The sequence below is a fragment of the Streptomyces sp. CRCS-T-1 genome, assembly GCF_024442335.1.
GTDB classification, from domain to species: Bacteria; Actinomycetota; Actinomycetes; order Streptomycetales; family Streptomycetaceae; genus Streptomyces; species Streptomyces koelreuteriae.
The window spans coordinates 4708688-4733037 of record NZ_CP101651.1; the positions used below are offsets into that span (position 1 = coordinate 4708688).

A 24350-nucleotide genomic window follows, 5' to 3' on the forward strand; every position below is an offset into this window, starting at 1 on the left:
CCCGCTCACACCGCACCCCCGTGCCCGGGCGGTGCGCCGGGTGGCTCGGTCTCGTGGGCGGTTGACAGGAGCTGAAGGCCGAGGCGCAGTCGGCGGCGGGCCTCGTCCTCGGTGATGCCGAGGTCGGTGGCGGTCTGGCGGTAGTCGCGGCGCTGGAAGTAGGCCCGCTCCAGGGCCGAGCGCAGCGGGACCGGCATGGACTGGACGATGTAGTCGGCGCGGGCGGCGACCGAGGCGCGGCGCACCCGGTGCTCCAGCTCCTCCGCGGTGCCGGAGCCGTCGCGGGCGAGGGCGGCGGTCTCGGTGGCGCGCAGGCGCTGTACGGCCAGGCGGTGGGTCAGGGTGGCGACCCAGGTGCGCAGCGGGCCCTGCCGGGGGTCGTAGGTGTCCGGGTGTTCCCAGACGTGGACGAAGACCTCGCGGGTGATGCCGTCGGCCGCGCGTTCGTCGCCGAGGACGCGGTGGGCGAGGCCGTGCACGAGGGAGGCGAACCGGTCGTAGAGCTCGCCCAGGGCGGCGGCCTCACCGCGGGCGAGCCGCTGCTGCATCTTGCGGTCCCAGCGGGGCGGTACGTCCTTTTTCGCCATGCGGCCCCCTCACCCCCCTGCTCGTGTCCCGCGCCCGTGCCCTGTCCAGCCTGTGCCTGATGTCTCCTCGAATGTAGTCGGCACGTCCGGTAGCGCACGCCCCTTTGTGGCAATGTGCGCCCCCTGGGCGGCCGTAGGTGGTAGAGGCGTCTACCCTTCCGGCGTCCGATCAGGCGTGACTGAAGGGGATCGAACAGGATCGAAGTCGACCAAATCAAGCCTGATTCGACGGGGATCCGTTTTTCGGGTTGTGTTTCAGGGAACGGCCGCTGGGCAGCCGCGCTGCAAGGAAGCGTAGGGACTGCTTCCGTTTTGGCGATCGAAGGGCGTGGTGGTGACCTTCAAAGTGACCGGCGGTGAGCACGGCGAATGGTCCGTGCTCCAGGTGTCCGGCGAACTGGATCTGGTGACCTCGCCGGTGCTGCGTCAGCGTGTGCACGACGTAGTGGCCGAGGGGCACCACTGTCTTGTCCTCGACCTGTCCGAGGTGTTCTTCTGCGATTCCAGCGGCGTCGGCGTGCTCATCGCCGCCCGTCGTCTGATCCGCTCCTGCCAGGGCCGGCTGCGGCTGGTGCTGCCCGCCCGGGGCGCGGCCGACGGGTCCCATGTCAACCGGGTCCTCGGCGCGCTGGGCGTACGCAGGCTGTTCGACGTGTACGGCGATGTGGACGCGGCCCTGGGTGACGAGGGCGAACCCCTGTCCGCGTGAGGGGCCGATCACGCACGGTAGGGCGAGTGTTGCCGTTCTGACACGCCGTTGTCCCGGAATTCCCCCGGTCTTGGCGCAAGTGACGTTTTCCCGCGCCCGAACGGCCCCTGCCGTCGTACGCTCCGAGCGAGACGCACCCCACCTGACGTAAGGCGGCCTGAAAGAGACATGGTCAGCAGCGAGTACGAGCGCAGGATCGCCGCCCGGTTCGCCATCTTCGACCAGGACGGCAACGGCTACATCGACCGCGAGGACTTCTACGGGGCGGCCAAGGCGCTGCTCGGGGAGTTCGCCGTAGCGGCCCGGTCCGACAAGGGCCAGGCGCTGTACGGCGGCGCGGAGGCGTTCTGGCAGGGCATGGCGGGCATCGCGGACCGCGACGGCGACCAGCGCATCACGCGCGAGGAGTTCGTGGGCGGCGCGGTCAAGCGCCTGCGCGACAACCCCGACCGCTTCGCCGAGATCGCGCGCCCCTTCCTGCACGCGGCCCTGGACATCGCCGACACGGACGGCGACGGCGCGGCCACCCTCGAGGAAGTGACCCGCGTCCTCACCTGCCTCGGCGCCCCCGAGGACGTCGCCCACAGAGCCGCCGGCGCGCTCGACGCGGACGAGGACGGCAAGGTCGCCGAGACCGAGGTCGTACCGGCCTTCGCGCGGTACTTCACGGTGCCGGAGTAGAGCGACTGGCTCGGGCGGCGGCGTCGGCCCGGGCGGTGCCCAGGCCCCGGGCGGCGCCGCCCGCCCGGGCCCGCCCGCATGCCCGCGCCGCTCGCCCGAGTCGTGTCACTCGCCTGAGTAGCGCTCCCGCAGCTTGTACTTGAGCACCTTCCGCAACGTCTCCCCCCGCGGAAGCGCGTCCACCACCTCCAGTCGCTCCGGCAGCTTGTGCACGGACAGGCCCTCGGCGCGCAGATGCGCTGTCACCGCGTCGAGGGTCAGCACCTCGGCCCCCGGCGGCTGTTCCACCACCGCGCACACCAGCTCTCCGCGTGCCGCGTCCGGTAGGCCGATCACCGCCACGTCTCCGACCGAAGGGTGCCGGTGCAGGAGGTCCTCGATCTCCTGGGCCGAGATGTTCTCGCCCTTGCGGATGATGACGTCCTTGAGGCGGCCGGTGAGGACCAGGTGGCCGGTCTCCGTGACGTGGCCGAGGTCGCCGGTGCGCAGGAAGCCGTCGGGGTCGAAGGCCTCCGCCGTCTGCCCCGTGTTCAGGTAGCCCCGGCACACCGCCTCCCCGCGCAACCGCACCTCCCCGTCCACGATCCGTATCTCCATGCCCTCCGGCGGTCGTCCCTCGGTCGTCGCCAGCAGCTCGGGGGTGTCGTCCGGGGCCCCCATGGTGATCATCGGTACCTCGGTCATGCCGTAGCCGTGGGTGAGCTGTACGCCCATCTCGCGGATCACCGAGTGGTAGAGCTCCGGCGGCTTCGGGGCGCCGCCGCCCGCCAGGAGTCGTAGCGTCGGGATCACGGGGGTTCCCGGCTGCTTTCGCTGCTCCGTCAGGAACATCGAGTAGAACGCCGTGGAGCCGCCCGCCATGGTCACCCCGTGTCGGCGGTAGGACTCCAGCGCGTCCGGCAGCGCGAACTGTTCGAACAGGACGGCCGGGAAGCCGTACAGCAGCAGCATCACCGTGTAGTCGGGCCCGCCGATATGGGCGTACGGGAAGGCGATCGACCCCACGTCGTCCCCGGAGGGCCGCAGCGCGTGTGCGAGGCAGGAGCCGCCCGCGATCAGGGAACGGTCCGTGTGCAGCACGCCCTTGGGGTCGGAGGTCGTGCCGGACGTCCAGTAGATCCAGCGGACCGCGGTGCCGTCGGAGGGCGGGGGAGGCAGGATCGCGGGGTCGCCGTCGGGCAGGTCGGCGTACGCCTCGAAGACGCCCTTCGCGCCCAGCCGCCGGGCCATCTCCCCGTGGTCGAAGCCGCGCCACACGCCCGGCACCGCGAAGAACTCCGCCCTCGACTCGCGCAGCGCGAAGCCCACCTCGCGGTCCCGGTAGAAGGGGATCACCGGCGTCTGCACGGCCCCGAGACGGGCCAGCGCGAAGGACAGCAGGGCCGTCTCCATCCGGGTGGGCAGCTGCCAGGCGACCACCGTGCCGGGGCGGACGCCCATGCCGTACAGCCCGGCCGCCACCCGTTCGGCCCGCGTGTGAAGTCCTCCGAAGGTCAGCGCGCGGTCGTCCGCCAGGAAGAGGGGCCGGTCCGGGGTGAGGGCGGCGCGGCGGGTGACCAGCTCCCACAGGGTGCGGGACGAACTCAGGTCGTGCGGGGTCTCGTTCACGGCTGCCCCCTGCCTGCTTGGCTGACGGGTCGTCAGGTGGGATGCTAACTGACGCTGCATCAGATAAGCATCAGTCCGGCGGAGGGGACCCATGGAGCGCGCGACCGAACTGCCCCGCATCATCAGCGTCGACGACCACGTGATCGAGCCCGCCCACCTCTTCGAGACGTGGCTGCCGGCCAAGTACCGCGATCGCGGCCCCCGGCCCCTGACCGCGGGCATCGGTGAACTCGCCTACATCGCGGGCAAGTACCGCATCACCATGGACCCGGACGGCCCGCCCACCGACTGGTGGATCTACGAGGACCTGAAGTTCCCGTACAAGCGCAACATCGCCGCCGTCGGCTTCGACCGCGACGAGATGACCCTGGAGGGCATCACCAGGGAGGAGATGCGGCGCGGCTGCTGGGACCCGAAGGCCCGCCTGGAGGACATGGACCTCAACCATGTCGAGGCGTCCCTCTGCTTCCCGTCCTTCCCGCGCTTCTGCGGCCAGACCTTCGCCGAGGCGCACGACAAGGAGGTCGCCCTGGCCTGTGTGCGCGCCTACAACGACTGGATGGTCGAGGAGTGGTGCGGGGACAGCGGTGGGCGGCTCATCCCGCTCTGCCTGATCCCGCTGTGGGACGTCGAACTGGCCGTCGCGGAGATCCGGCGCAACGCCGCGCGCGGAGTGCGGGCGGTGACCTTCTCCGAGATTCCCACCCATCTCGGGCTGCCGTCCATCCACTCCGGCTACTGGGACCCGTTCTTCGCGGTCTGCCAGGAGACCGGGACCGTCGTGAACATGCACATCGGGTCCTCGTCCCAGATGCCCGCCGCCTCCCCCGACGCCCCGCCCGCCGTCCAGGCCTCGCTCAGCTTCAACAACGCGATGGCCTCGATGATGGACTTCCTCTTCAGCGGGGTCCTGGTGCGGTACCCGCGCCTCAAACTCGCCTATTCCGAGGGCCAGATGGGCTGGATCCCCTACGCCCTGGAACGCGCCGACGACGTCTGGGAGGAGCACCGCGCCTGGGGCGGCGTCCGCGACACGATCCCCGAGCCGCCGTCCACGTACTACTACCGGCAGATCTACTGCTGCTTCTTCCGCGACAAGCACGGGGTCGCCTCGCTCGACGTCGTAGGCCGCGACAACGCCACCTTCGAGACCGACTACCCGCACGTCGACTCGACCTTCCCGCACACCAAGGAAGTCGCCCTCGACCACGTCAAGGGCCTCGACGACGAGACGGTCTACAAGCTGATGCGCGGCAACGCGATCCGCATGCTCGACCTGGATCTCGACAAGTAGATGGACCTCACGTACACCCCGGATGAGGAGGACTTCCGGGCCCGCCTGCGGGAGTGGCTCGGCACGGCGCTGCCCACGCTGCCGCCCAAGCCGTCTCCCGACGACTGGCCCGCCCGCCGCGCCTACGACCTCGGCTGGCAGCGCAGGCTCCACGACGCCGGATACGCCGACGTCCACTGGGACGCCTCCCCGACCACCCGGCTCATCTTCCTGGAGGAGACCGAGAAGGCCGGCGCGCCCTATGTGGGCGCCAACTTCGTGGGGCTGCTGCACGCCGGCCCGACCATCGCCGCCGAGGGCACGGACGGGCAGCGGGCGCGCTGGCTGCCGCCGATCCTGCGCGGCGAGGAGGTCTGGTGCCAGGGCTTCAGCGAACCGGAGGCCGGCTCCGACCTCGCGGCCCTGCGCACGCGCGCGTGGCGCGACGGCGACCACTACGTGGTGACCGGCTCCAAGATCTGGACCTCCCACGCGGAAGTCGCCGACTGGTGCGAGCTGTTGGTCCGCACGGACCCCTCGGCGCCCAAGCACCGGGGCATCACCTGGCTCGCCCTGCCCATGGACACGCCCGGCATCACCGTACGACCGCTGCGCACGCTCGCCGGGTCGGCAGAGTTCGCGGAGGTCTTCCTCGACGAGGTGCGCGTGCCGCTCGCGAACCGCGTCGGGGACGAGAACGACGGCTGGCGCGTGACGATGGTGACCCTGTCGTTCGAACGCGGTACGGCCTTCGCGGGCGAGGTCGTCGCCTGCCGCCGCGTCCTCACCGAACTGGCCCTCCAGGCCCGCGAGAACGGCCGCTGGGACGACCCGGCGCTGCGGCGCCGACTGGGCAGGCTCAACGCCGAGTTCCGGGCGCTGTGGCGGCTCACACAGTGGAACGTGAGCGCGGCGGAGGCCTCGGGCGGGGTGCCCGGCGCCGGAGGCTCGGTCTTCAAGCTGCGGTACTCGCACGCCCGCCAGGAGCTCTACGACGCCGCCGCGGACGTCCTCGGCCCCGACCGCCTCGACCTGGACCGCCCCTGGACCCTCGACCGCCTCTCTTCCCTCTCGTACACCATCGCGGCCGGTACCTCCCAGATCCAGCACAGCATCGTCGCCGAGCGGATCCTCGGCCTGCCGAAGGGACGGTGACCGTGCGTTTCCGGTTGACGGACGACCAGCGGGCGTTGCGCGACGGGGTGCGGCAGCTGCTCGCCCGGCGCTTCGACGCGGAGGCGCTGCGGGCCGCCGTGCGGGACCCGGTGCGGCTGGACCGGGCGCTGTGGCGGGCCCTGGGCGACGCCGGGTTCTTCGCGCTGCGGCTGCCGGAGGCGGACGGCGGGGTCGGACTGGGGCTGCCCGAGGCGGTGTTGGTGTTCGAGGAGGCGGGGCGGGCGCTGCTGCCCGGGCCGCTGGCCGCCACCCACCTCGCGGCCGGTGCCGTGCCCGGCGCCGCCGAGGGGGAGACCGTCGTGACGGCCGTCGACGGCGGCCTCGCGGAGTGGCTGACGGAAGCGGACGTCGTACGCGGCGACACCGCCGGAGCCGTGCCGCTGCGCTCCCTCGACCCGCTGACGCCCCTGCACCGCGTGCCCGGGGCCGCGGCGGCCCCGGACCCCGTCGCCGTCCTCCTCACCGCCGCGGAGCAGCTCGGCACGGCCGTACGCGTCTGCGAACTGGCGGCGCAACACGCCCGGGCCCGCGAACAGTTCGGACGGCCCATAGGGGCCTTCCAGGCGGTGGCACACCTGTGCGCGGGGATGCTGGTCCGGGCGGAGACGGCCCGCGTCGCGGTGTACGCGGCCGCCGTCACCGCCGACCCGGCCGACATCGCCGCCGCCCGGCTGCTCGCCGACGAGGCCGCCGTACACGGCGCCCGCGACTGTCTCCAGGTGCACGGCGGCATGGGCTTCACCTGGGAGTCCGAGGTCCATCTGCACCTGAAACGCGCATGGGTTCGAACCCAACGTGCGGGTGGAATCACGGAGAGTGAGGAACTCCTCGCCGCCGATCTGGTCGCCGGAACGCCCTGACAGGCCCTCTGGCTGCGACATTGCCGACGATGCCCACAGAGATGTCGCGGATTGTGGCATGCCGGAATTACGGAGAGTTGATATCGGGTCGTATCCGATGCGTGACTCGTAACAGCCCGGAGTCGGCTGTCCGCTCCGGTACCTTGTGTGAGATGCGAGTGGCTCAGAGCGCAGTGCGACCCAGGGGCGCGGCCTGTTCGACTCCCCGCGGTGAGCGTCGCACAGTATCCCGCAGGGGTACTCCTTCGCGCTGGAATATGCCCGAAGCGCTTGTTGGGGTGACTGTACGTCAACCATGCTGTCCCACAAGGGATTCACGTTCCGTGATCCTTGTCCCGGCCGTTGTTCTGGCCATGCAGAAAATGGCTACGATCGTGGCCCTCGTGAGGCGCGAGCCTAAGTGTCCGCCGGTTCGGATGGTGTGAGCGGTGCAGGTGCTTCAAGTGCAGCTGGAGATCCGGCCCGACCCCGCAGAGGTGGGGCGTGCCAGGCGGTGGGCCCGCTCGCGCCTGGCCGGGTCCGGCATACAGGCCGACGAACCGCTCGCCGAGACACTGATCCTGCTCGTCTCCGAACTCGTCACCAACGCCGTGGTGCACACCGGCTGTCCCGCGGTGCTGCTGCTGTCGCTGCCGCACGCGGTGACGGACGAGTCCACGGTCCGCCTCGAGGTCGCCGACCGCAGCGGCCGGGCCCCCGTACCGCGGTGCGCTGACGACGACGCGACCGGCGGCCGGGGCCTCGCCCTCGTCGACGGCCTCGCCGACCGTTGGGGCTGGAGCGTCGAGAGCACCGGCAAGCGCATCTGGTGCGAACTGGACCGGTGTTCGAAGTCCGGTGAGGTGACGGCGTCGTGCGGAGGGGGCGCGGCGGCGTACGGCGGCGGGACGTCCTTCGAGGGGCTGGCGTACGAGGCGGTGTAGGGCCGCCCGGACTTTCGGTGTGCCCGTTTGATGCCTGCCTCCCGCCCGTCTCTGCCTGCCCCCCCGCCTGTGTGTCCCCGCCCGCCGGGCGTGTGGAGCGCGAGGCGTTGTGGACGGCGGCACATGCCGCGGGGTCTTGCGGCGAAGCCGGGGCATGGGGGCACGGCGGGCCGGCCGTTTCCGGCGGGGCATGCGGCGATGCGCCGGACGTGCTTCCGTGCGCACCCACGGTACACACCGCATATCCGGCAAATCACCGAACCGGGTGTTGACGCGTCGTGACCATGTGCTCACGCTGGTGGGCAGCGATTCGCCGTGAGGGGACGGCGAGGGCTTCGGTGACGGCAGCCCTCGGCGAGTGTGAGTCGTGATTCGGCGTCGGCTCCCTTCAGGGCCAGGGGAGCCGGGGCGGGAGCGCCGGAGTGGGGTGGCGGCGCGCGCTGCCGTGCTCGGGGCGAGCAGCGCGGCGCCGCCATCCTGCTGGGCGGCCCCGGGCGGCCGACGCCCTAGAGGATGGCGACCGGCGCCACCGGGGACCCGGTCGCCCCGGCGAACGGCTCGGGCGTCGCCGCCAGCAGGAAGACATAGCGCCCCGCTTCTCCACAGGCTGTGGACAACTTTTCGAGATTCCAGTTCTGGCCCTGCGGCATCCCCATCTCCACGAGGTGGAGCGCGTGCACCGGCAGCCACAGGCCGTCCACCTCGGGCGGGAACACCTCGAAGGTCAGGGTGTCGTTGGCGACGGCCGCGACATCGCGCGCGTGGAACCACTCCGGCGTCCGGATCGACAGCCCCGGTGACGGATAGGCGTAGGCGTGCCGGTCCCCGGCCAGACAGACCTGGACCTGCCCGGTCCGTACGAGCACGATGTCGCCGGCCCCTACGCGCGTCCCGGCCAGCTCCTCGGCGGCGTCCAGATCCTCGGGAGTGACGGCGTACCCGCCGTCCAGCCGGTCCGTGCCCCGGGCCCGGGCGACGTCGAGCAGGACCCCGCGCGAGACGAGGTGCCGGACCGTGCCGATGCCACTGAACCCGGCGCCGCCGTGCGCCGTGACGGAGCCGGCCGGGCGGCCGTTGTAGATCCGGCCCGAGTGCGAGACGTGGGGCAGCGCGTCCCAGTGGGTGGCCGCCTGCAGCCCCATCGTCACGACGTCGTCGCTGCACGCGACCGTGCCCGGGCCGAACAGCTCCTGGTTGATCTGCACCATGACGTGCAGTGGGTCGATACGGCCCGGGATCATCCCCGTCTGGACGCCGTTCTGTTCGAGGGGGAGCGCGAGCGGGACGCGGCGGCCGGTGCGGACAGTGGCCGCGGCCTCCCGTACGACCTCGTCGGTGATCAGGTTCAGTGTGCCGAGCTCGTCGTCGGCCCCCCAACGGCCCCAGTTGTTCACGCGCTTGGCGATGTCGTGGAACGCGTCCGGCAGCGACATGAGTCCTCCCCGGGGCTTGTCTTCCTGTATCTGACGGGTCGTAGAATTCGAGAACCTGAAATCTAACGGTCCGTCAGAAACCGTGGGACGGGAAGGGGCCGGGCGTGGGGAACTTCTTGGCAGGGAAGGTCGTCGCCGTCACCGGCGCCGGGCGGGGCATCGGCCGGGCGGTCGCGCTCGCGGCGGCGGCCGAGGGGGCGAAGGTCGTCGTCAACGACTACGGCGTCTCCGTCGACGGCGCCTCGCCGACCAGCGAGATCGCCGAGGGCGTGGTCAAGGAGATCGAGGCGGCGGGCGGGGAGGCGGTGGCCGTCGCCGACGACATCTCCACCATGGCGGGCGGGCAGCGGGTCGTCGACGTGGCGCTGTCGTCGTACGGGCGGCTCGACGGGGTCGTCTGCGTGGCCGGGATCCTGCGCGAGCGGATGCTGTTCAACATGACCGAGGAGGAGTGGGACCCGGTCGTCGCGACCCATCTGAAGGGCACGTTCACGGTGTTCCGGGCGGCCTCCGCGGTGATGCGGAAGCAGCGGGCCGGGACGTTGATCGGGTTCACGAGCGGGAATCACCAGGGGTCCGTCTCGCAGGCCAACTACAGCGCGGCGAAGGGCGGGATCATCTCGCTGGTGCGGAGCGCGGCGCTGGGGCTGCACAAGTACGGGGTGACCGCGAACGCGGTGGCGCCGGTGGCGCGGACGCGGATGTCTGCGGGGGTGCCGATGGAGTTGGCGGAGATCGGGGAGCCGGAGGATGTCGCCGCGTTGGTGGTGTATCTGCTGTCCGACGAGGCCTCTCGGCAGGGGATCACCGGGCAGGTGTACACGGTCGCCGGGGCGAAGATCGCGGTGTGGGCTCAGCCGAGGGAGTTGCGGGCGGGGTTTGCGGCTGGGGGGTGGACCGTGGAGAAGATCGCGGAGTTTTTGCCGGGGTCGGTGGGGGTGGATCCGATGCCGTTGTTGGAGCGGGTGGCGGGGATGGAGAGGGCGGCGCGGGAGGGGGAGCGGCCTAACGCGTGAGGGGGTGGGCTTGTCTGTGGTGTGGCGGGTGCGGGGCGGTGGGGGTTGTTCGCGCAGTTCCCCGCGCCCCTAAAGAAGGGCGTCACTCCACCGCAGATCGATATCGAGGCGGCGATTGTGGATTTTGGGTTCACGCGTGAAGACGAGGACTTTCGTGCCGAGGTCCGTGACTGGCTTGCCGCGCATGCCACGGGCGCGAGCGACCGGCGCGCCTGGGAGCGGACGCTCGGTGCCGCCGGGTGGATCGGGATCGGGTGGGGGGTGGAGGGGTACGGGAATCGGAGGGTGGGGCTCACCCGGCAGGTTGTCTGGGCCGAGGAGTATGCGCGGTCGGGGGCGCCGGCGCGGTCCGGGCATATCGGGGAGAATCTGCTCGCGCCGACGCTGATAGCGCACGGCAGCGAGGAGCAGAAGGCCCGGTTTCTGCCTCCGATCGCCGCCGGTGATGAGCTGTGGTGCCAGGGGTACAGCGAGCCCGGTGCCGGGTCGGATCTGGCCGGGATCCGTACCGCGGCCGTGCGGGTGGCGGACGGGCGTGGGTATCGCGTCACGGGGCAGAAGATCTGGACGTCGCTCGCGCACGAGGCCGACTGGTGTTTTGTGCTGGCCCGTACCGAGGCCGGGTCCCGGAGGCATCGCGGGCTGAGCTTTCTCCTCGTTCCCATGGACCAGCCGGGCCGTATCGAGGTCCGTCCCATCCGGCAGCTCACCGGCACCAGCGACTTCAACGAGGTCTTCTTCGACGGCGCGCACGCGGAGGAGGTCGTCGGGGGTGAGGGCGACGGCTGGCGGGTCGCCATGAGCCTGCTCGGTTTCGAGCGGGGGGTCTCCACGCTGGCCCAGCAGATCGGTTTCGCCCAGGAGTTGGAGGGCGTCGTACGGGCGGCGCGGGAGTCGGGGGCGGTGCGGGATCCCGTCGTACGGGAGCGGCTCGTGCGGCAGTGGGCCGAACTGCGCGCCATGCGCTGGAACTCCCTGCGCACGCTGGGCGGTTCGGGCGACGCGGGGGCGCCGAGTGTGGCGAAGCTGCTGTGGGCCGGCTGGCATCAGCGGCTCGGGGAGCTGGCGGTGCTGGTGCGGGGTGCGGCGGCGGGGGTGGGTCCCGCCGACTGGTCGGCCTCGGCGCCGTACGAACTGGACGCGGCACAGCACCTGTTCCTGTTCTCCCGGGCCGACACCGTCTACGGCGGCTCGGACCAGATCCAGCGCACGATCATCGCCGAGCGTGTGCTCGGCCTGCCCAGGGAGCCCAAGGGAGCCGTGTGATGCGAGGCGTGATCTTCGACGGCAAGCAGGTCCGGGTCGTGACGGATCTGGAGGTGCGGGAGCCGGGGCCGGGTGAGGTGCGGGTCGCGATCCGGGCGGCCGGGCTCTGCCACAGCGATCTGTCGGTGGTGGACGGGACCATACCCTTCCCCGTTCCCGTGGTGCTGGGCCATGAAGGGGCCGGGGTCGTGGAGTCGGTGGGTGTGGGCGTCACCCATGTCGCGCCCGGTGACCATGTGGCCCTGTCCACGCTGGCCAACTGCGGGACGTGCGCGGAGTGCGACCGGGGACGGCCGACGATGTGCCGGGGCGCGATCGGGCGCCCGGGCCGGCCGTTCAGCCATGAAGGCCTGCCGGTGTACCAGTTCGCGGCGAACTCGGCCTTCGCGGAGCGCACGGTGGTGAAGGCCGTGCAGGCCGTCCGCATCCCCGAGGACATCCCCCTGGCGTCGGCGGCGCTGATCGGGTGCGGGGTGCTGACGGGGGTGGGTGCCGTACTGAACCGGGCGCGGGTGGACCGGGGCGACAGCGTGCTGGTGATCGGGACGGGCGGGATCGGGCTGAACGTGCTGCAGGGGGCGCGGCTGGCGGGCGCCCTGCGGATCGTCGCCGTCGACGCCAACCCGGCGAAGGAGGAGGTGGCGCGGCGCTTCGGCGCGACGGACTTCCTCACCTCGACCGAGGGCGTGCGCGACATCCTGCCCACCGGCGTGGACCACGCCTTCGAGTGCGTCGGCCGGGTGGAGCTGATCCGCCAGGCGATCGACGCGCTGGACCGGCACGGCCAGGCGATCCTCCTCGGCGTGCCCCCGGCCTCGGCCGAGGCGTCCTTCCGCGTCTCGTCGATGTACCTCGACAAGTCCGTCCTGGGCTGCCGCTACGGCTCCTCCCGCCCGCAGCGCGACATCGCCCTGTACGCCGACCTGTACCGCGAGGGCCGGCTGCTGCTCGACGAACTCGTCACCCGGACCTATCCGGTCGAGGAGTTCGAGAGGGCGGCGGCGGACGCGGAGGCGGGGCGGGTGGCGCGGGGAGTGCTCACATTCTGAGGTCTTCACGGGGTGTGGCCTCCCCGGCCCGGAAGGTCCGCCGGTAGGCGGTGGGGGTGACGCCGAGCGCCGTCTGGAGGTGCTGGCGCATCGACTGGGCCGTGCCGAAACCGGCGTCGTGGGCCACCTGGTCGACGGAGCGGTCGGTGGACTCCAGCAGATGCCGCGCCCGCTCCACCCGCTGCTGGGTGAGCCACTGGCCCGGGCTGACACCCGTCTCCTCACGGAAGCGGCGGGTGAAGGTGCGGACCGACATGGACTCCTGGGCGGCCATGTCACGCAGCTGGATCGGCTCGTGCAGACGGCCCAGGGCCCAGGCGCGGGCGGCGGTGGTGGACGCCTGCTGCGGATCGGGCACCGGCCGCTCGATGTACTGCGCCTGCCCGCCGTCGCGGTGGGGCGGTACGACCGTACGGCGGGCCACGTCGTTGGCGACGGCGGCGCCGTGGTCGCGGCGCACCATGTGCAGGCACAGATCGAGTCCGGCCGCGACGCCCGCGGAGGTCAGCACATCGCCGTCGTCGATGAACAGCACGTCCGGGTCGACCTCGATCCGGGGGAAGAGCCGCTGGAGGCGTTCGGCGTCGGACCAGTGGGTGGTGGCCGGGCGGCCGTCGAGCCGGCCCGCGGCGGCGAGGACGTAGACGCCGGTGCAGATGGAGGCCAGCCGGGTGCCGGGGCGTAGATGGGCGAGGGCGGCGGCGAGTTCGGCCGTCAGTACGCCGTCCTCGTAGACCGGGCCGAGTTCGTACGACGCCGGGACGATCACCGTGTCGGCGGTGGCCAGGGCCTCCGGGCCGTGGGCGACGTGGATGGTGAAGTCGGCGTCCGTCATCACCGGGCCGGGCGGGCGGATCGAGCAGGTCACGACCTCGTAGAGATGCCGGCCCTCGGTGTCCTTGGGGCGGCCGAAGATGCGGTGCGGGATGCCCAGTTCGAAGGGGAGCAGCCCGTCGAGGGCGAGGACGACGACACGGTGGGGCCGGAAACCGGAGTCTGCTGCGCTCGCTGCCATGGCCCGATCCTAACGAATGCTGTCCTTCGGGCCACTCGATGCGTCCGGGCCTGGATCGGAAGCTCTATGACGTGACCGAGACAAGCGAAGCCCCGGCCGCCGTGGAGCAGCCGTCGAAACCGACCCGCAGGCGGGTGCACCGCGCCTGGTTCGTCGCCGCCGTCACCTTCGTGACGATCATCGGCGCCGCGGCCTTCCGTTCCGTACCGGGTCTGCTCATCGACCCGTTGCACGAGGAGTTCGACTGGTCGCGCGGCACGATCGGCGCCGCGGTCTCCGTCAATCTCGCGCTGTACGGCCTGACGGCCCCCTTCGCGGCGGCCCTGATGGACCGCTTCGGCATCCGCCGGGTGGTCGCCGTCGCCCTGACGGTGATCGCGCTCGGTTCCGGCCTGACCGTGTGGATGACGGCGGCCTGGCAGCTGATGCTGTGCTGGGGGCTGCTGGTCGGCCTCGGCTCCGGCTCCATGGCGCTGGCGTTCGCGGCGACCGTCACCAACCGCTGGTTCACCGAGCGGCGCGGCCTCGTCAGCGGCATCCTCACCGCCGCGTCGGCCTCCGGCCAGCTGATCTTCCTGCCCTTGCTGTCCTGGATCATCGACCGCTACGACTGGCGTCCGGCGGCCGTGACGGTCGCCCTCGCCGCGCTCGCGGTCGTGCCGTTCGTGTGGCTCCTGCTGCACGACCACCCGGCCGACATCGGCCAGAAGCCGTACGGAGCAGCGGAGTTCGTACCGAAGCCGCCCCCGGTGGTGGGCGCCGCCCGCCGCGCCGTCTCCGTCCTGTTCTCGGCCGCCCGCACCGGCCCGTTCTGGCTGCTCGCCGGTACCTTCGCGATCTGCGGCGCCTCCACCAACGGCCTGATCCAGACCCACTTCGTGCCCGCCGCCCACGACCACCGCATGCCCATCACGGCCGCGGCCTCCCTGCTCGCGGTCATCGGGATCTTCGACGTCGTCGGCACGATCGCCTCCGGCTGGTTCACCGACCGCTTCGACTCGCGCCGCCTGCTCGCGGTCTACTACGCCCTGCGCGGCGTCTCGCTGCTCTTCCTCCCGCTGCTGCTGGCGCCCTCGGTCCACCCGCCGATGATCTTCTTCATCGTCTTCTACGGCCTCGACTGGGTCGCCACCGTCCCGCCCACCCTCGCCCTGTGCCGCGAGCAGTACGGCGAGGACAGCGCGATCGTCTTCGGCTGGGTCCTCGCCTCCCACCAGGTGGGCGCCGCCCTGGTCGCCTTCCTCGGCGGGGTCGCCCGCGACACGTTCGGGTCGTACGACGTGGTCTGGTACGCGTCGGGGGCGCTGTGCGCGGTGGCGGCGCTGATGGCGTTGGTGATCCGGAAGAAGACGTCGGACGGGTGATCCGGAAAATGAAGTCGGACGGTGATGTCGAGAACCCGCGTCCCGCTCCGTCCCCGGTGTGAACGCGACCACAATGGGCCGCACGAGCACCGAGGAGACCATCATGGCGAAGTACCTGCTGCTGAAGCACTACCGCGGGGCCCCGGCCGCAGTCAACGACGTGCCCATGGACCGTTGGACGCCGGAGGAGATCTCGGCCCACATCCAGTACATGCGGGACTTCGCGGAGCGGCTGGAGAAGACCGGCGAGTACGTCGACGGTCAGGCGCTCGCCCCCGAGGGATCATGGGTCCGCTACGACGGTGAGGGGCGCCCGCCGGTCACCGACGGACCGTTCGCCGAGACCAAGGACCTCATCGCCGGCTGGATGATCATCGACGTCGACAGCCACGAGCGCGCCGTCGAACTGGCCGGGGAGCTGTCCGCCGCCCCCGGCGCGGGCGGTAAGCCGATCCACGAGTGGCTGGAGGTGCGCCCGTTCCTGGCCGCGTCGCCCACCACCACGGACGAGTGCCACCCCTGATGGACGAGGCCCTGCTCAGGAGCCTCACGCCGAGCGTGCTCACCGTCCTCGTCCGCCGCGGAGCCGACTTCGCGGCGGCCGAGGACGCCGTCCAGGACGCCCTCGTCGAGGCGCTCCGGGTCTGGCCGGCCGACCCGCCGCGCGATGCCAAGGGCTGGCTGGTCACGGTGGCCTGGCGCAAGTTCCTCGACGCGACCCGGTCGGACCTCGCCCGCCGCCGGCGAGAGGACCGCGTCGAGGAGGAACCGGCGCCCGGGCCGTCGTCCTCGTCGGACGACACGCTCCAGCTCTACTTCCTGTGCGCCCACCCCTCGCTGACCCCGGCATCGGCGGTCGCGCTCACCCTGCGCGCCGTCGGCGGCCTCACCACCCGGCAGATCGCCGAGGCCTACCTCGTACCCGAGGCGACCATGGCGCAGCGCATCAGCCGGGCCAAGCGCACGGTCTCCAGGGTGCGGTTCGACCGGCCCGGGGACGTCGCCACCGTCCTCCGCGTCCTCTACCTCGTCTTCAATGAGGGCTACTCCGGCGACGTCGACCTCGCCGCCGAGGCCATCCGGCTCACCCGGCAGCTCGCCGCCGCGATCGACCACCCCGAGGTGGCCGGGCTGCTCGCCCTCATGCTCCTCCACCACGCCCGGCGCGCCGCCCGCACCGCGTCCGACGGCAGCCTCGTGCCGCTCGCCGAGCAGGACCGGGGCCGGTGGGACACCGCGTCGATCGCCGAGGGCGTCGTGATCCTCCAGACGGCACTCGCCCGCGACCGACTGGGCGAGTTCCAGGCCCAGGCCGCCATCGCCGCCCTCCACGCCGACGCGCCCACCGCCGGGGAGACCGACTGGGTGCAGATCGTCGAGTGGTACGACGAACTCGCCCGCCTGACCGACAGCCCGGTCGTCCGCCTCAACCGCGCGGTCGCCGTGGGGGAGGCGGACGGCCCGCGCGCCGGCCTGGCCGCCCTCGCGGCGGTCGACTCGTCGCTTCCCCGCCACACCGCGGTGGCGGCGTACCTCCACGAACGCGACGGCGACTTGGCGACGGCGGCCCGCCTGTACGCCGAGGCGGCCCGACTGGCCCCCAACCTCGCCGAACGCGACCATCTGACGCGGCAGGCGGCGCGGCTCAATGCGGGGCGGGGGCGATGAGGGGGTGGGCGTGAGCTGTGCCGGCGTCGGGCGGCTCAAGAGGCAGCTTCGCAGAGCTTGAAGTGCGCATGGCCTCGGCGATCTTCTCGGCCACGTCCGCACGCACCATGCCCAGGTGCACGTACGGCTTGCCGCTGTGGGTGACCATCGGGCGAACGCTGCCCCAGACGCTCTCGGGGAAGCCGAGGCCTGCCAGGGCTTCCCGGACGGCCTCCGCCGCCTCGGTTGCCTTGCTACGACCGTCCCGGTAGGCCTGCATGTCCATCGTCACGAGTGCGCGCCCCCGGCGTGATCCCTGACCGCTGTGGCGTGCCGGGCGGCCTGGGCGATGTCGCCGAGCCGGCTGGCCGCGTTCAGACGTCGCCATTCGGTCTGGCACGTCGTGCAGTCCTGGACCGGAGCACAGTCGAGAAGCCAGGCGTTCAGGCCGATCGGCAGCTCGATGGGCGGTTCCTGGGTGGTTCTGTGGCGCGTGGCTGCCATCGTGTCTCCCCGACTCGTGTGACTCCAGATACGACCGTAGGAAGCGGGAGTTGAGCCGGTCCATGAAGTTGCACGCGGTTGCACGACGGGTACGTTCGCCCTTGACCGCCTCTTCCGCCCAGGTGAGGCTCACTCCGCGACCAGCGGCAACCGGCTCGACACAGGGAGAGGCAATGCGCCTACGGTTCGTCGGCAAAGATCCGGAGTCCGGAGATCACGGCTGCCCGGCCGTGTGGGTGGATGAGGAGACGCGGGATCTCGTCATCCAGGGTGTGAAGGCCGATGCGGAGACCATGTCCCGGACCGTCCAGGACAGCCCGCTCCCGGACCATGAGGGCGTGATCCGGCTGCCGCAGCGGATGATCCCGCTCGTGAGGGAGGCACTCGATGGCGCAAAGCCTCAGTAGCTTTGCGGACTTGATCCGGTCCGTGGAGCACTCCGCCGTGCACCTGGAGATGCGGGACACGTACGCGATCTCCAACGAGGATGAGGGCTTCGCGGCGTGGAAGCGAGGTCACCGGCTCGACCCGGACGACCGCGAGTCGTGGTGGCGTCCCTGGCTCGACCTCGTCCAGGAGGTCACCGCCAAGGGTGTCGTGATGCGCCGCGCGAGGATCGTAGGTGAGCCGCACAGCGAGTACATCCGGTACGAGCACTCGTTCACGTTCACCAACGTCGCCGCAGGCGAGGAGATCCGCTGGCTCCCGAGGCGGCAGGCTTCCGACCTCACCCTGCCGGGGAACGACTTCTGGCTCTTCGACGGCCGCGTCGTGCAGTTCAACGTCTTTGACGGTGACGGGCGTTGGGCGCACACCGACGAGACCGACCAGCCGGCGGTTGCCCGCCTGTGCTCCACCGCGTTCGACGCCGTCTGGGAGCGGGCCGTCCCGCACGAGAAGTACGCCATCTGAGAAGCCGGTACGCCAGTTCATGTCCACGTCCCCGCTGTCCACCGCCCAGGCCGCCCGCGCCGCCCTTGCCACGCGCCTGGACGACATGAGGAGGGACGCCGGGCTCAGTGGGCTTGAACTGGCGACGCGGTGCGGCTGGCACAAGTCGAAGGCGTCCCGCATCGCGCGCGCCAAGACCGCCCCGTCCGATGAGGACATACGGGCGTGGTGCCGGGCCTGTGGCGCGGAGGAACAGGCGGCCGATCTGATCGCCGCATCCCGCACCGCGGAGTCCATGTACGTCCAGTGGCGGCAGATCCACCGCGACGGCATGCGGCACGTCCATGAGAAGACCGTCCCGCTGTACCAGCGCACGCGCAATTTCCGCGTCTACGCCTCGAACCTGGTTCCCGGCATGCTCCAGACCGCCGACTACGCGACGGGGCTCCTGCAGTCCATCACACACTTCCAAGGCACCCCTGACGACGTCGACGACGCCGTGCGGGCCCGCCTGAACCGCTCCCGAGTCGTTCATGAGGGCGATCACCGCTTCGCCCTACTCCTGGAAGAGGCCGTTCTCTACTACCGAGTCTGCGACGACGCGGCGATGGCGCGGCAGCTGAGGCATCTGTTGGAGATCATGTCCCGACCCAACGTGTCCCTCGGAATCATCCCCTTCACGGCCCGACGCACTGTGTGGCCACTGGAAGCCTTCTACGCCTTCGACGACGCCCAAGTGGCAGTGGAGACGCTGACAGCCGAGGTCAACATCACGGCCCCCGGCGAGATCCTCACGTACCTCAAGGCGTTCGCCGGACTGTCCCGCACCGCCGTGCACGGCTCACATGCAAGGGCCCGCATTACCAGGGCGCTTGACTCCTTGGGCTGATGGGAGTCAGCCGTCGGGCCCACCTACGTGGGGGCTGCTCGAAGGCGCGTAACTGTCGGGGCCGCCCGCTTCTTTGCAGTGTCGTGCTTCCACGGCCCGCATCAAGGGCGCTGCGCGTCGCCTTCGGCGATGGCCCTGCGGGCCACCCTTGACCCAGGCCGTTCCAGCACGGGGGAGAAGCGAGCGGGCGGCCCGGGGAGGCGGGTGGCCAAGCAGGCCTGTGTGCGGGCTTTGGCCCGTGGGTTGGCTGGGGGCGTCGGCGGGCGCGGGCGCGTCTCGCATGGACGCCGGGTGGGTTCAGCGGCGATCGATCGGTGGGTGGGTGTTGGGAGGAGGGGCCGGAGGGGCGGTGAGCTCGTTGGTGGATGATCCTCGGAGGCCCGGGAGGCCCGGGAGGCCCGGGAGGCCCGGGAGGCCCGGGAGGCCCGGGAGGCCCCGGAGGCCGTGGCGACGCTGGTCGATGGGGTCGTTCGTGCCCTGACCGGCTGAGAATCCGGCACACTCGACACACCTGCTGCGAAAGGTTCGTTGATGACACTCGGCATGGTCCTCGGAGACCTGGACGTAGTGACCCAGCACGCTCGTTCACGCCCGATCTTCCGAGGAGTACGCCGTGTCCACGATCCACTGGATCGAGACTCACCCCCGTTCCGCCCGCTGGCATTCTGAGTCCGGACTGCCCCTGCCCCGCACGGTCGTCGTCGCGGACGACCGGATGCGGGCCGCTGTCGCCTACCGGCTGGCCTGCGAGGGCACCGCGTTGTTGTGGCGCGGGGACTTTCACAACGCGCGGCAGTTGCTGAGTGCCCTGGACCGTCGTGTCGGGCGTACCGCGCCCGGGGCGGTGGACACGGCGGCAGAGACCTTCCGGTTGCAGCGGCGGTTTCGTGCCCACCGTGCGCGCGTGCTCGGCAAGTTGCTGGTTCTGCTGGACGCGGAACACGGACTGGACCTCCGTCGGGCTCCCGATGTGCGCCGGGCCGCCGCCGAGGCCTACGGGGACTTCGACGGGCCCTTGGCTGTCGCTCTCTCCGAACTGCTGGGTGTCGTCAGTGCCCGGCAGTGGCGGGAGAAAGGTGTCCACGTCCCGGCGCTGGAAGCGCGGATCCACCCGCACTACGGGGTGTTCGCGCCCACCCGGAGTGAGTACGTCGATCTCGTCGCGCAGGCTCCGTTGCCGCGAGGGGGTCGTGACGTGCGTGTCGCGTTCGACCTGGGTACCGGGACCGGCGTGCTCGCCGCCCTCCTGGCCCGGCGGGGTGTCGGGCAGGTCGTGGCCACCGACGTCAGTGCGCGGGCCCGGGCGTGTGCGCGGGACAACGTGGGGCGGCTGGGGCTCTCGGGGGCCGTACGGGTGGAGAGTGGGGCCGAGCTGTATCCCCCGGGGCGTGCCGACCTGGTCGTGTGCAATCCGCCCTGGATTCCCGGCCGGCCCGCCTCCGATCTCGATCTCGGTGTGTATGACGCGGGTGGTGGGATGCTGCAGGGCTTCCTGGGCGGGCTCGCCGAGCGGCTGGAACCCGGCGGTGAGGGGTGGCTCGTGCTGTCCGACCTCGCGGAGCGGCTCGGGCTGCGCAGCCGGGAGCAGTTGATGACCGTCGTAGGGGACGCTGGGTTGCGGGTCGTCGGACGGTTGGATGCCCGGCCGCAGCACGCCCGTGCGCGGGATACGGACGATCCGCTGCACGCCGTACGGGCCGCCGAGGTCACCTCGCTGTGGCGGCTGGCCCTCCCCGTCGCCTAGCCCTCCGTCAACCGCCCGAAGCGCCCTCGGTGGAACAGCAGTGGTTCGGCCGGAGCGTCCGTGCCCGTGCCCAGGGCGTTCACCCGGCCCACCACGATCAGGTGGTCGCCGCCGGTGTGGACGGTGTGGATCGTGCAGTCGATCCAGGCGACCGTGCCGGAGAGGCGGGGGGAGCCGGAGACGGGGGCCGCGTCGTAGGCCACGCCTGCGAATTTGTCCGCGCCGCTCACCGCGAAGGAGCGGCACAACTCGGCCTGGTCGGCGGCCAGGACGTTGACGCAGAAGACGCCCGCGCGGGCGATGCGCGGCCAGGTCGTCGACGTGCGGCCGACCATGAAGGCCACGAGCGGTGGGTCGAGGGAGAGGGAGCTGAAGGACTGGCATGCGAAGCCGGCGGCGGGGGGTGCTGTCACTATCGTCACGCCCGTCGCGAAGTGGCCGAGGACGCGGCGGAACTCCTGCCGGTCCAGGGGAGCGCGCTCGTCCTCGCCCACGCAGCGCAGCTCCGGGCGGGGCAGCGGTTCCACGGGGCGTGGGGCCGGGGTGCGGGCCGTCGACCTGAGGTAGCGGACGGCCGCTTCCGCCATTCCTGCTTGTCCCATCACGTTCACGATTGAAGCTGACAGTTCGTCAGATTGGAAGGGTCAGCGGCCCTCGTATGTCGCCTTCCGTCGTTCCGCGAAGCTCCGTATCCCCTCCCGCGCGTCCGCCGTCGTCATGTTGATCTCCTGTGCGGCGGCCTCGGCGGCGAAGGCGGTGGCCCGGTCGGTGTCCAGGGACGCGTTGACGAGCTGCTTGGTCAGGGCGAGGGCTCGGGTCGGGGCGGTGGCGAGGCGTTCGGCCCAGGATTGGGTTGTGTGGGACAAGTCTGTGTCCGGAATGACCCGGTTTATCAGGCCTAAGTGCTCCGCTTGTGTCGCTGTGAGCGCGTCGCCGAAGAACATCAGCTCCTTTGCCCGCTGGGGGCCGATGAGGCGGGGGAGGAGGTAGGCGCCGCCGCCGTCTGGGATCAGGCCTCGGCGGACGAAGACCTCGATGAACTTCGCCGACTCCGCCGCCAGTACGAGGTCGCAGGCGAGTGCCAGATGGGCTCCTAGGCCTGCCGCCGTGCCGTTGACCGACGCGATCACCGGTTTCTCGCAGTCCAGGACGGCGGCGATCAGGCGCTGGGCGCCGGTGCGGAGGGTGCGGGCGACATCGCCGGCGGTGCGTTCGGCTGTGGTGGCGGCGCCTCGGAGGTCCGCGCCCGCGCAGAAACCCCGGCCCGTTCCTGTGATGACGACCGCTCGGATGTCGGGTGTCGCGGACGCCCTCGAGAGGAGGTGGATGATCTCCTCCCGCTGGTCCGGGGTGAGGGCGTTCAGTGCCTCGGGGCGGTTCAGGGTGAGGGTGAGGACCTGGTCGGCTGTCTCGTGCAGGACCGTCGGCATCAGCGGCACACCGCCAGCGCGTCCAGTGCCACCGCGCCCTGCCCCTGCGGCAGCACCATCAGGGGGTTGATGTCCAACTCGGCCAGCTGGTCGCCGAGTTCCAGGGCCATGCGCTGGACGCGCAGGACGACCTCGACCAAGGCGTCGAGGTCGGCCGGCGGGCGGCCCCGGACCCCGTCGAGCAGGGCCCGGCCGCGCAGGCCGGCGAGCATGTCCCGGGCCTGTTCCTCGCCGAAGGGCGGGACGGCCACGGCGGTGTCGCGCAGGACCTCGACCAGGACCCCGCCGAGGCCTACCGTCACCGTCGGGCCGAACAGGTCGTCGTGGGTGACTCCTACGACCATCTCGACGCCCTGCTCGACCATCTGGCAGACCAGTACGCCGTCCAGGGAGACATCCTCGTAGCGGGCGATGTCGGTCAGCTCCCGGTAGGCGTCGCGGACCTGGCTCGCGGAGGTCAGGCCGATCTTCACCAGGCCCAGTTCCGTCTTGTGGGCGATGCGGGCGCCGGAGGCCTTCATCACCACCGGGTAGCCGACCAGACCCGCGGCCCGGACAGCGGCTGCCGCGCTGGTCACCAACTGTTCCCGCGGTACGCGGATGCCGTAGGCGCGCAGCAGTTGCTTGGCCGCGTGCTCGCTGAGCTGCTCGCCGGGGTGCATCAGCGCCTGGGCCTTGCGGTAGGACGGTGAGGGGGTGCGCGGGGCCTCGTCGAAGGGGGAGCGGTAGGCCGTCGTGAAACGGTGGTGGGCGAGGTAGGCGCGGACGGCGGTGAGGCAGTTGCCGACCGTGCGGAAGGTGGCCACGCGGGAGGAGCCGAGCAGGACCTCGCGGTAGGCCGGTTCCGTGCCGACAGGTGATCCCCAGACGACGCACACCAGCTTGTCCGTGTGTTCCGCCGCGTCGACCAGGTCCCGTACGAGGCGGTCGCTGAGGGGTGGGAAGGGGCCGGTGATCGGGCAGATCAGGACGCCGATCTCGGGGTCGGCGAGGAGCGCGTCGATGATCTTCCGGCCGCGCTGGTCCCCGACCGGGTGACCGCCGTTGTCGACCGGGTTGGCGACGTTCAGGTACTCGGGGATCCACTGGTGCAGTTCGGTCTGCTTGGCCTCGGAGAGCGGCGGCAGCCGCAGGCCCGCCTCGGTCGCCAGGTCCGCGACGTGGGCGCCCGTGCCGCCCGAGATGGAGTAGACGGCCACGCCGTCCGAGCGCGGCGGGCGGGGGGCCCGGGCCAACAGGGCCGCTGTGTCCTGGAGTTCGTCCAGGCCGTCTACGCGGATCACGCCGAACTGGCGCAGCGCCGCGTCCACCACCGTGTCCGCGCCGGTCAGTTTGCCGGTGTGGGAGGCGGCCGTGCGGGCGCCGGTCTCGGTGCGGCCCACCTTGACGGCGACGACCGGGACTCCGCGCCGGGCGGCCCGGTCGGCGGCCAGGAGGAAGGAGCGGCCGTCCTTGAGGCCTTCCAGGTAGCAGGCGATGGCGCCGATCCCGGGCTGCTCGGCGAAGTAGGAGAGGAAGTCCGCGGTCTCCAGGTCGGCCTCGTTGCCGGTGGGCGCCCAGTGGGAGAGGCGGATGCCGAGTTCCTGGAGGGCGAAGACGGGGCGGCCCTGGTGGCCGGACTGGGTGATCAGGGCGATCGCGGGGCCGTCGAGGTCCTCGCGGAAGTGCTCGAAGGCGTTGAGGTTGGTGTTGGGGCCCAGCAGTCGCAGCCCGGAGCGTTCGACGGCTGCCGCGAGTCGCCGCTGGGCGGCCTCGCCCTCGGGGCCGGTCTCCGCGAAGCCGGAGGCGAAGACGACCGCGAACCGTGCCTTGGCCTCCGCCAGTTCCTCCAGCACGGGCAGGGGGTCGCCGACGAGGACCACCGCCAGGTCGACCTGCTCGGGCAGGTCGGCCACGGAGGGGGAGCAGGGCAGGCCGAAGACGGACGGGCGGCTCGGATGCACCGGGTACAGCCGGGCCCCGACGCGGTCGGCCCAGTCGGCCAGTTGGCGCGTCACGCCGGTGTGGGGGCGTCCCTCGGCGTCCGAGGCGCCGATCACGGCGACGGACCGGGGCCGGAAGAAGTGGTCGAGATCGGGTACGTCGGCGTGCAGTGGACGCCCGCTGACGTCGAGGTCGCCCTCCTGGGCCGGCCTGCCGTGCACGGCAGGCCCGGGCCGTTCGCCACAGGCGATGGCCCGGGCCCGGCGGGAGTCGGTGGTGAGGGTGCCGTGGGTCGATCCAAGCATCGTTTCCGCCCGCTCCTGTGAGACAGCCGCTAACTGACGCTCTGTCAGGTTACTGAA

General features: G+C 71.5%; 24 protein-coding genes. 15 read left to right on the forward strand and 9 right to left on the reverse strand.

The window, feature by feature from the left end:
• Nucleotides 1-5: 5 nt before the first annotated feature.
• Nucleotides 6-587, reverse strand: a complete 582-nt coding sequence (locus tag NNW99_RS21455) for a sigma-70 family RNA polymerase sigma factor (protein ID WP_215120749.1) — start codon at nt 585-587, stop codon at nt 6-8.
• Nucleotides 588-915: 328 nt separating this feature from the next.
• Between NNW99_RS21455 and NNW99_RS21460 the strand changes: the two genes are divergently transcribed.
• Together NNW99_RS21460 and NNW99_RS21465 are read left to right on the forward strand one after the other, a co-directional pair.
• Nucleotides 916-1296, forward strand: coding sequence for an STAS domain-containing protein (locus NNW99_RS21460; RefSeq protein ID WP_215120750.1), 381 nt, complete (start codon nt 916-918; stop codon nt 1294-1296).
• Nucleotides 1297-1464: 168 nt separating this feature from the next.
• A complete protein-coding gene (locus NNW99_RS21465; RefSeq protein ID WP_215120751.1) occupies nt 1465-1977 on the forward strand; it encodes an EF-hand domain-containing protein in 513 nt (170 codons plus the stop codon).
• Nucleotides 1978-2082: 105 nt separating this feature from the next.
• Here the strand turns inward: NNW99_RS21465 and NNW99_RS21470 are convergent, their stop codons facing one another.
• The gene (locus NNW99_RS21470) at nt 2083-3585 is read right to left on the reverse strand and encodes a class I adenylate-forming enzyme family protein (RefSeq protein ID WP_215120752.1); all 1503 of its coding nucleotides are present in this window, start codon (nt 3583-3585) and stop codon (nt 2083-2085) included.
• 91 nt (nt 3586-3676) lie between these two features.
• On the opposite strand from NNW99_RS21470, the gene NNW99_RS21475 reads away from it, so the two are divergent.
• The 4 genes from NNW99_RS21475 to NNW99_RS21490 all read left to right on the forward strand — a co-directional run bounded on the left by NNW99_RS21475 (nt 3677) and on the right by NNW99_RS21490 (nt 7817).
• Nucleotides 3677-4879, forward strand: a complete 1203-nt coding sequence (locus tag NNW99_RS21475; RefSeq protein WP_215120753.1) for an amidohydrolase family protein — start codon at nt 3677-3679, stop codon at nt 4877-4879.
• Nucleotides 4880-6013, forward strand: a complete 1134-nt coding sequence (locus tag NNW99_RS21480) for an acyl-CoA dehydrogenase (RefSeq protein ID WP_215120754.1) — start codon at nt 4880-4882, stop codon at nt 6011-6013.
• Between the two features lie 2 nt (nt 6014-6015).
• On the forward strand, nt 6016-6894 hold the full coding sequence (locus NNW99_RS21485) for an acyl-CoA dehydrogenase family protein (protein WP_215124385.1): 879 nt from the start codon (nt 6016-6018) through the stop codon (nt 6892-6894).
• Between the two features lie 443 nt (nt 6895-7337).
• A complete protein-coding gene (locus NNW99_RS21490; protein ID WP_215120755.1) occupies nt 7338-7817 on the forward strand; it encodes an ATP-binding protein in 480 nt (159 codons plus the stop codon).
• Nucleotides 7818-8323: 506 nt separating this feature from the next.
• On the opposite strand, the gene NNW99_RS21495 is transcribed toward NNW99_RS21490, so the two are convergent.
• A complete protein-coding gene (locus NNW99_RS21495; RefSeq protein WP_215120756.1) occupies nt 8324-9250 on the reverse strand; it encodes a cyclase family protein in 927 nt (308 codons plus the stop codon).
• Nucleotides 9251-9354: 104 nt separating this feature from the next.
• Here NNW99_RS21495 and NNW99_RS21500 point away from each other — a divergent pair, with 104 nt between their 5' ends.
• From NNW99_RS21500 to NNW99_RS21510, 3 genes are all read left to right on the forward strand, one after another.
• A complete protein-coding gene (locus tag NNW99_RS21500) occupies nt 9355-10266 on the forward strand; it encodes an SDR family oxidoreductase (RefSeq protein ID WP_215120757.1) in 912 nt (303 codons plus the stop codon).
• 117 nt (nt 10267-10383) lie between these two features.
• Nucleotides 10384-11532, forward strand: a complete 1149-nt coding sequence (locus tag NNW99_RS21505) for an acyl-CoA dehydrogenase family protein (RefSeq protein WP_215120758.1) — start codon at nt 10384-10386, stop codon at nt 11530-11532.
• Nucleotides 11532-12581: a Zn-dependent alcohol dehydrogenase gene (locus tag NNW99_RS21510; RefSeq protein WP_215120759.1), complete on the forward strand. Its 1050-nt coding sequence runs from the start codon at nt 11532-11534 to the stop codon at nt 12579-12581. Before NNW99_RS21505 ends, NNW99_RS21510 begins: the two co-directional genes overlap by 1 nt.
• Here the strand turns inward: NNW99_RS21510 and NNW99_RS21515 are convergent.
• Nucleotides 12571-13596 carry a GlxA family transcriptional regulator gene (locus NNW99_RS21515; protein ID WP_215120760.1) on the reverse strand — a complete coding sequence of 342 codons (1026 nt, stop codon included), beginning with the start codon at nt 13594-13596 and terminating at the stop codon, nt 12571-12573. The two genes, NNW99_RS21510 and NNW99_RS21515, sit on opposite strands and share 11 nt — an antisense overlap.
• A gap of 38 nt (nt 13597-13634) precedes the next feature.
• Here NNW99_RS21515 and NNW99_RS21520 point away from each other — a divergent pair, with 38 nt between their 5' ends.
• The 3 genes from NNW99_RS21520 to NNW99_RS21530 all read left to right on the forward strand — a co-directional run bounded on the left by NNW99_RS21520 (nt 13635) and on the right by NNW99_RS21530 (nt 16628).
• The gene (locus NNW99_RS21520; protein ID WP_370869152.1) at nt 13635-14960 is read left to right on the forward strand and encodes an MFS transporter; all 1326 of its coding nucleotides are present in this window, start codon (nt 13635-13637) and stop codon (nt 14958-14960) included.
• 103 nt (nt 14961-15063) lie between these two features.
• A complete protein-coding gene (locus NNW99_RS21525; protein WP_215124386.1) occupies nt 15064-15483 on the forward strand; it encodes a YciI family protein in 420 nt (139 codons plus the stop codon).
• Complete coding sequence (locus NNW99_RS21530; RefSeq protein ID WP_215124387.1) at nt 15483-16628, forward strand: RNA polymerase sigma factor; 1146 nt, start codon at nt 15483-15485, stop codon at nt 16626-16628. The genes NNW99_RS21525 and NNW99_RS21530 overlap by 1 nt, the downstream gene beginning before the upstream one ends.
• Here the strand turns inward: NNW99_RS21530 and NNW99_RS21535 are convergent.
• Entirely contained in the window at nt 16606-16899 is a 294-nt protein-coding gene (locus NNW99_RS21535; protein ID WP_215120762.1) for a hypothetical protein, read from the reverse strand. The genes NNW99_RS21530 and NNW99_RS21535 overlap by 23 nt on opposite strands.
• A complete protein-coding gene (locus NNW99_RS21540) occupies nt 16896-17111 on the reverse strand; it encodes a hypothetical protein (RefSeq protein ID WP_215120763.1) in 216 nt (71 codons plus the stop codon). Before NNW99_RS21540 ends, NNW99_RS21535 begins: the two co-directional genes overlap by 4 nt.
• 387 nt (nt 17112-17498) lie before the next feature.
• Between NNW99_RS21540 and NNW99_RS21550 the strand changes: the two genes are divergently transcribed.
• The 3 genes from NNW99_RS21550 to NNW99_RS21560 all read left to right on the forward strand — a co-directional run bounded on the left by NNW99_RS21550 (nt 17499) and on the right by NNW99_RS21560 (nt 20635).
• Nucleotides 17499-18023 carry a DUF6879 family protein gene (locus tag NNW99_RS21550; protein ID WP_215120764.1) on the forward strand — a complete coding sequence of 175 codons (525 nt, stop codon included), beginning with the start codon at nt 17499-17501 and terminating at the stop codon, nt 18021-18023.
• Nucleotides 18024-18042: 19 nt separating this feature from the next.
• A complete protein-coding gene (locus NNW99_RS21555; RefSeq protein ID WP_215120765.1) occupies nt 18043-18891 on the forward strand; it encodes a helix-turn-helix transcriptional regulator in 849 nt (282 codons plus the stop codon).
• A gap of 613 nt (nt 18892-19504) precedes the next feature.
• Entirely contained in the window at nt 19505-20635 is a 1131-nt protein-coding gene (locus tag NNW99_RS21560; RefSeq protein ID WP_215120766.1) for a class I SAM-dependent methyltransferase, read from the forward strand.
• Here NNW99_RS21560 and NNW99_RS21565 read toward each other — a convergent pair.
• The 3 genes from NNW99_RS21565 to NNW99_RS21575 are packed head-to-tail and all read right to left on the reverse strand — an operon-like array spanning nt 20632 to nt 24293.
• Nucleotides 20632-21237: a flavin reductase family protein gene (locus NNW99_RS21565; RefSeq protein WP_251057886.1), complete on the reverse strand. Its 606-nt coding sequence runs from the start codon at nt 21235-21237 to the stop codon at nt 20632-20634. The two genes, NNW99_RS21560 and NNW99_RS21565, sit on opposite strands and share 4 nt — an antisense overlap.
• A 42-nt stretch (nt 21238-21279) precedes the next feature.
• The gene (locus tag NNW99_RS21570; protein ID WP_215120767.1) at nt 21280-22065 is read right to left on the reverse strand and encodes an enoyl-CoA hydratase/isomerase family protein; all 786 of its coding nucleotides are present in this window, start codon (nt 22063-22065) and stop codon (nt 21280-21282) included.
• Nucleotides 22065-24293, reverse strand: coding sequence for an acetate--CoA ligase family protein (locus tag NNW99_RS21575; protein WP_215120768.1), 2229 nt, complete (start codon nt 24291-24293; stop codon nt 22065-22067). The genes NNW99_RS21570 and NNW99_RS21575 overlap by 1 nt, the downstream gene beginning before the upstream one ends.
• Nucleotides 24294-24350: the final 57 nt, after the last annotated feature.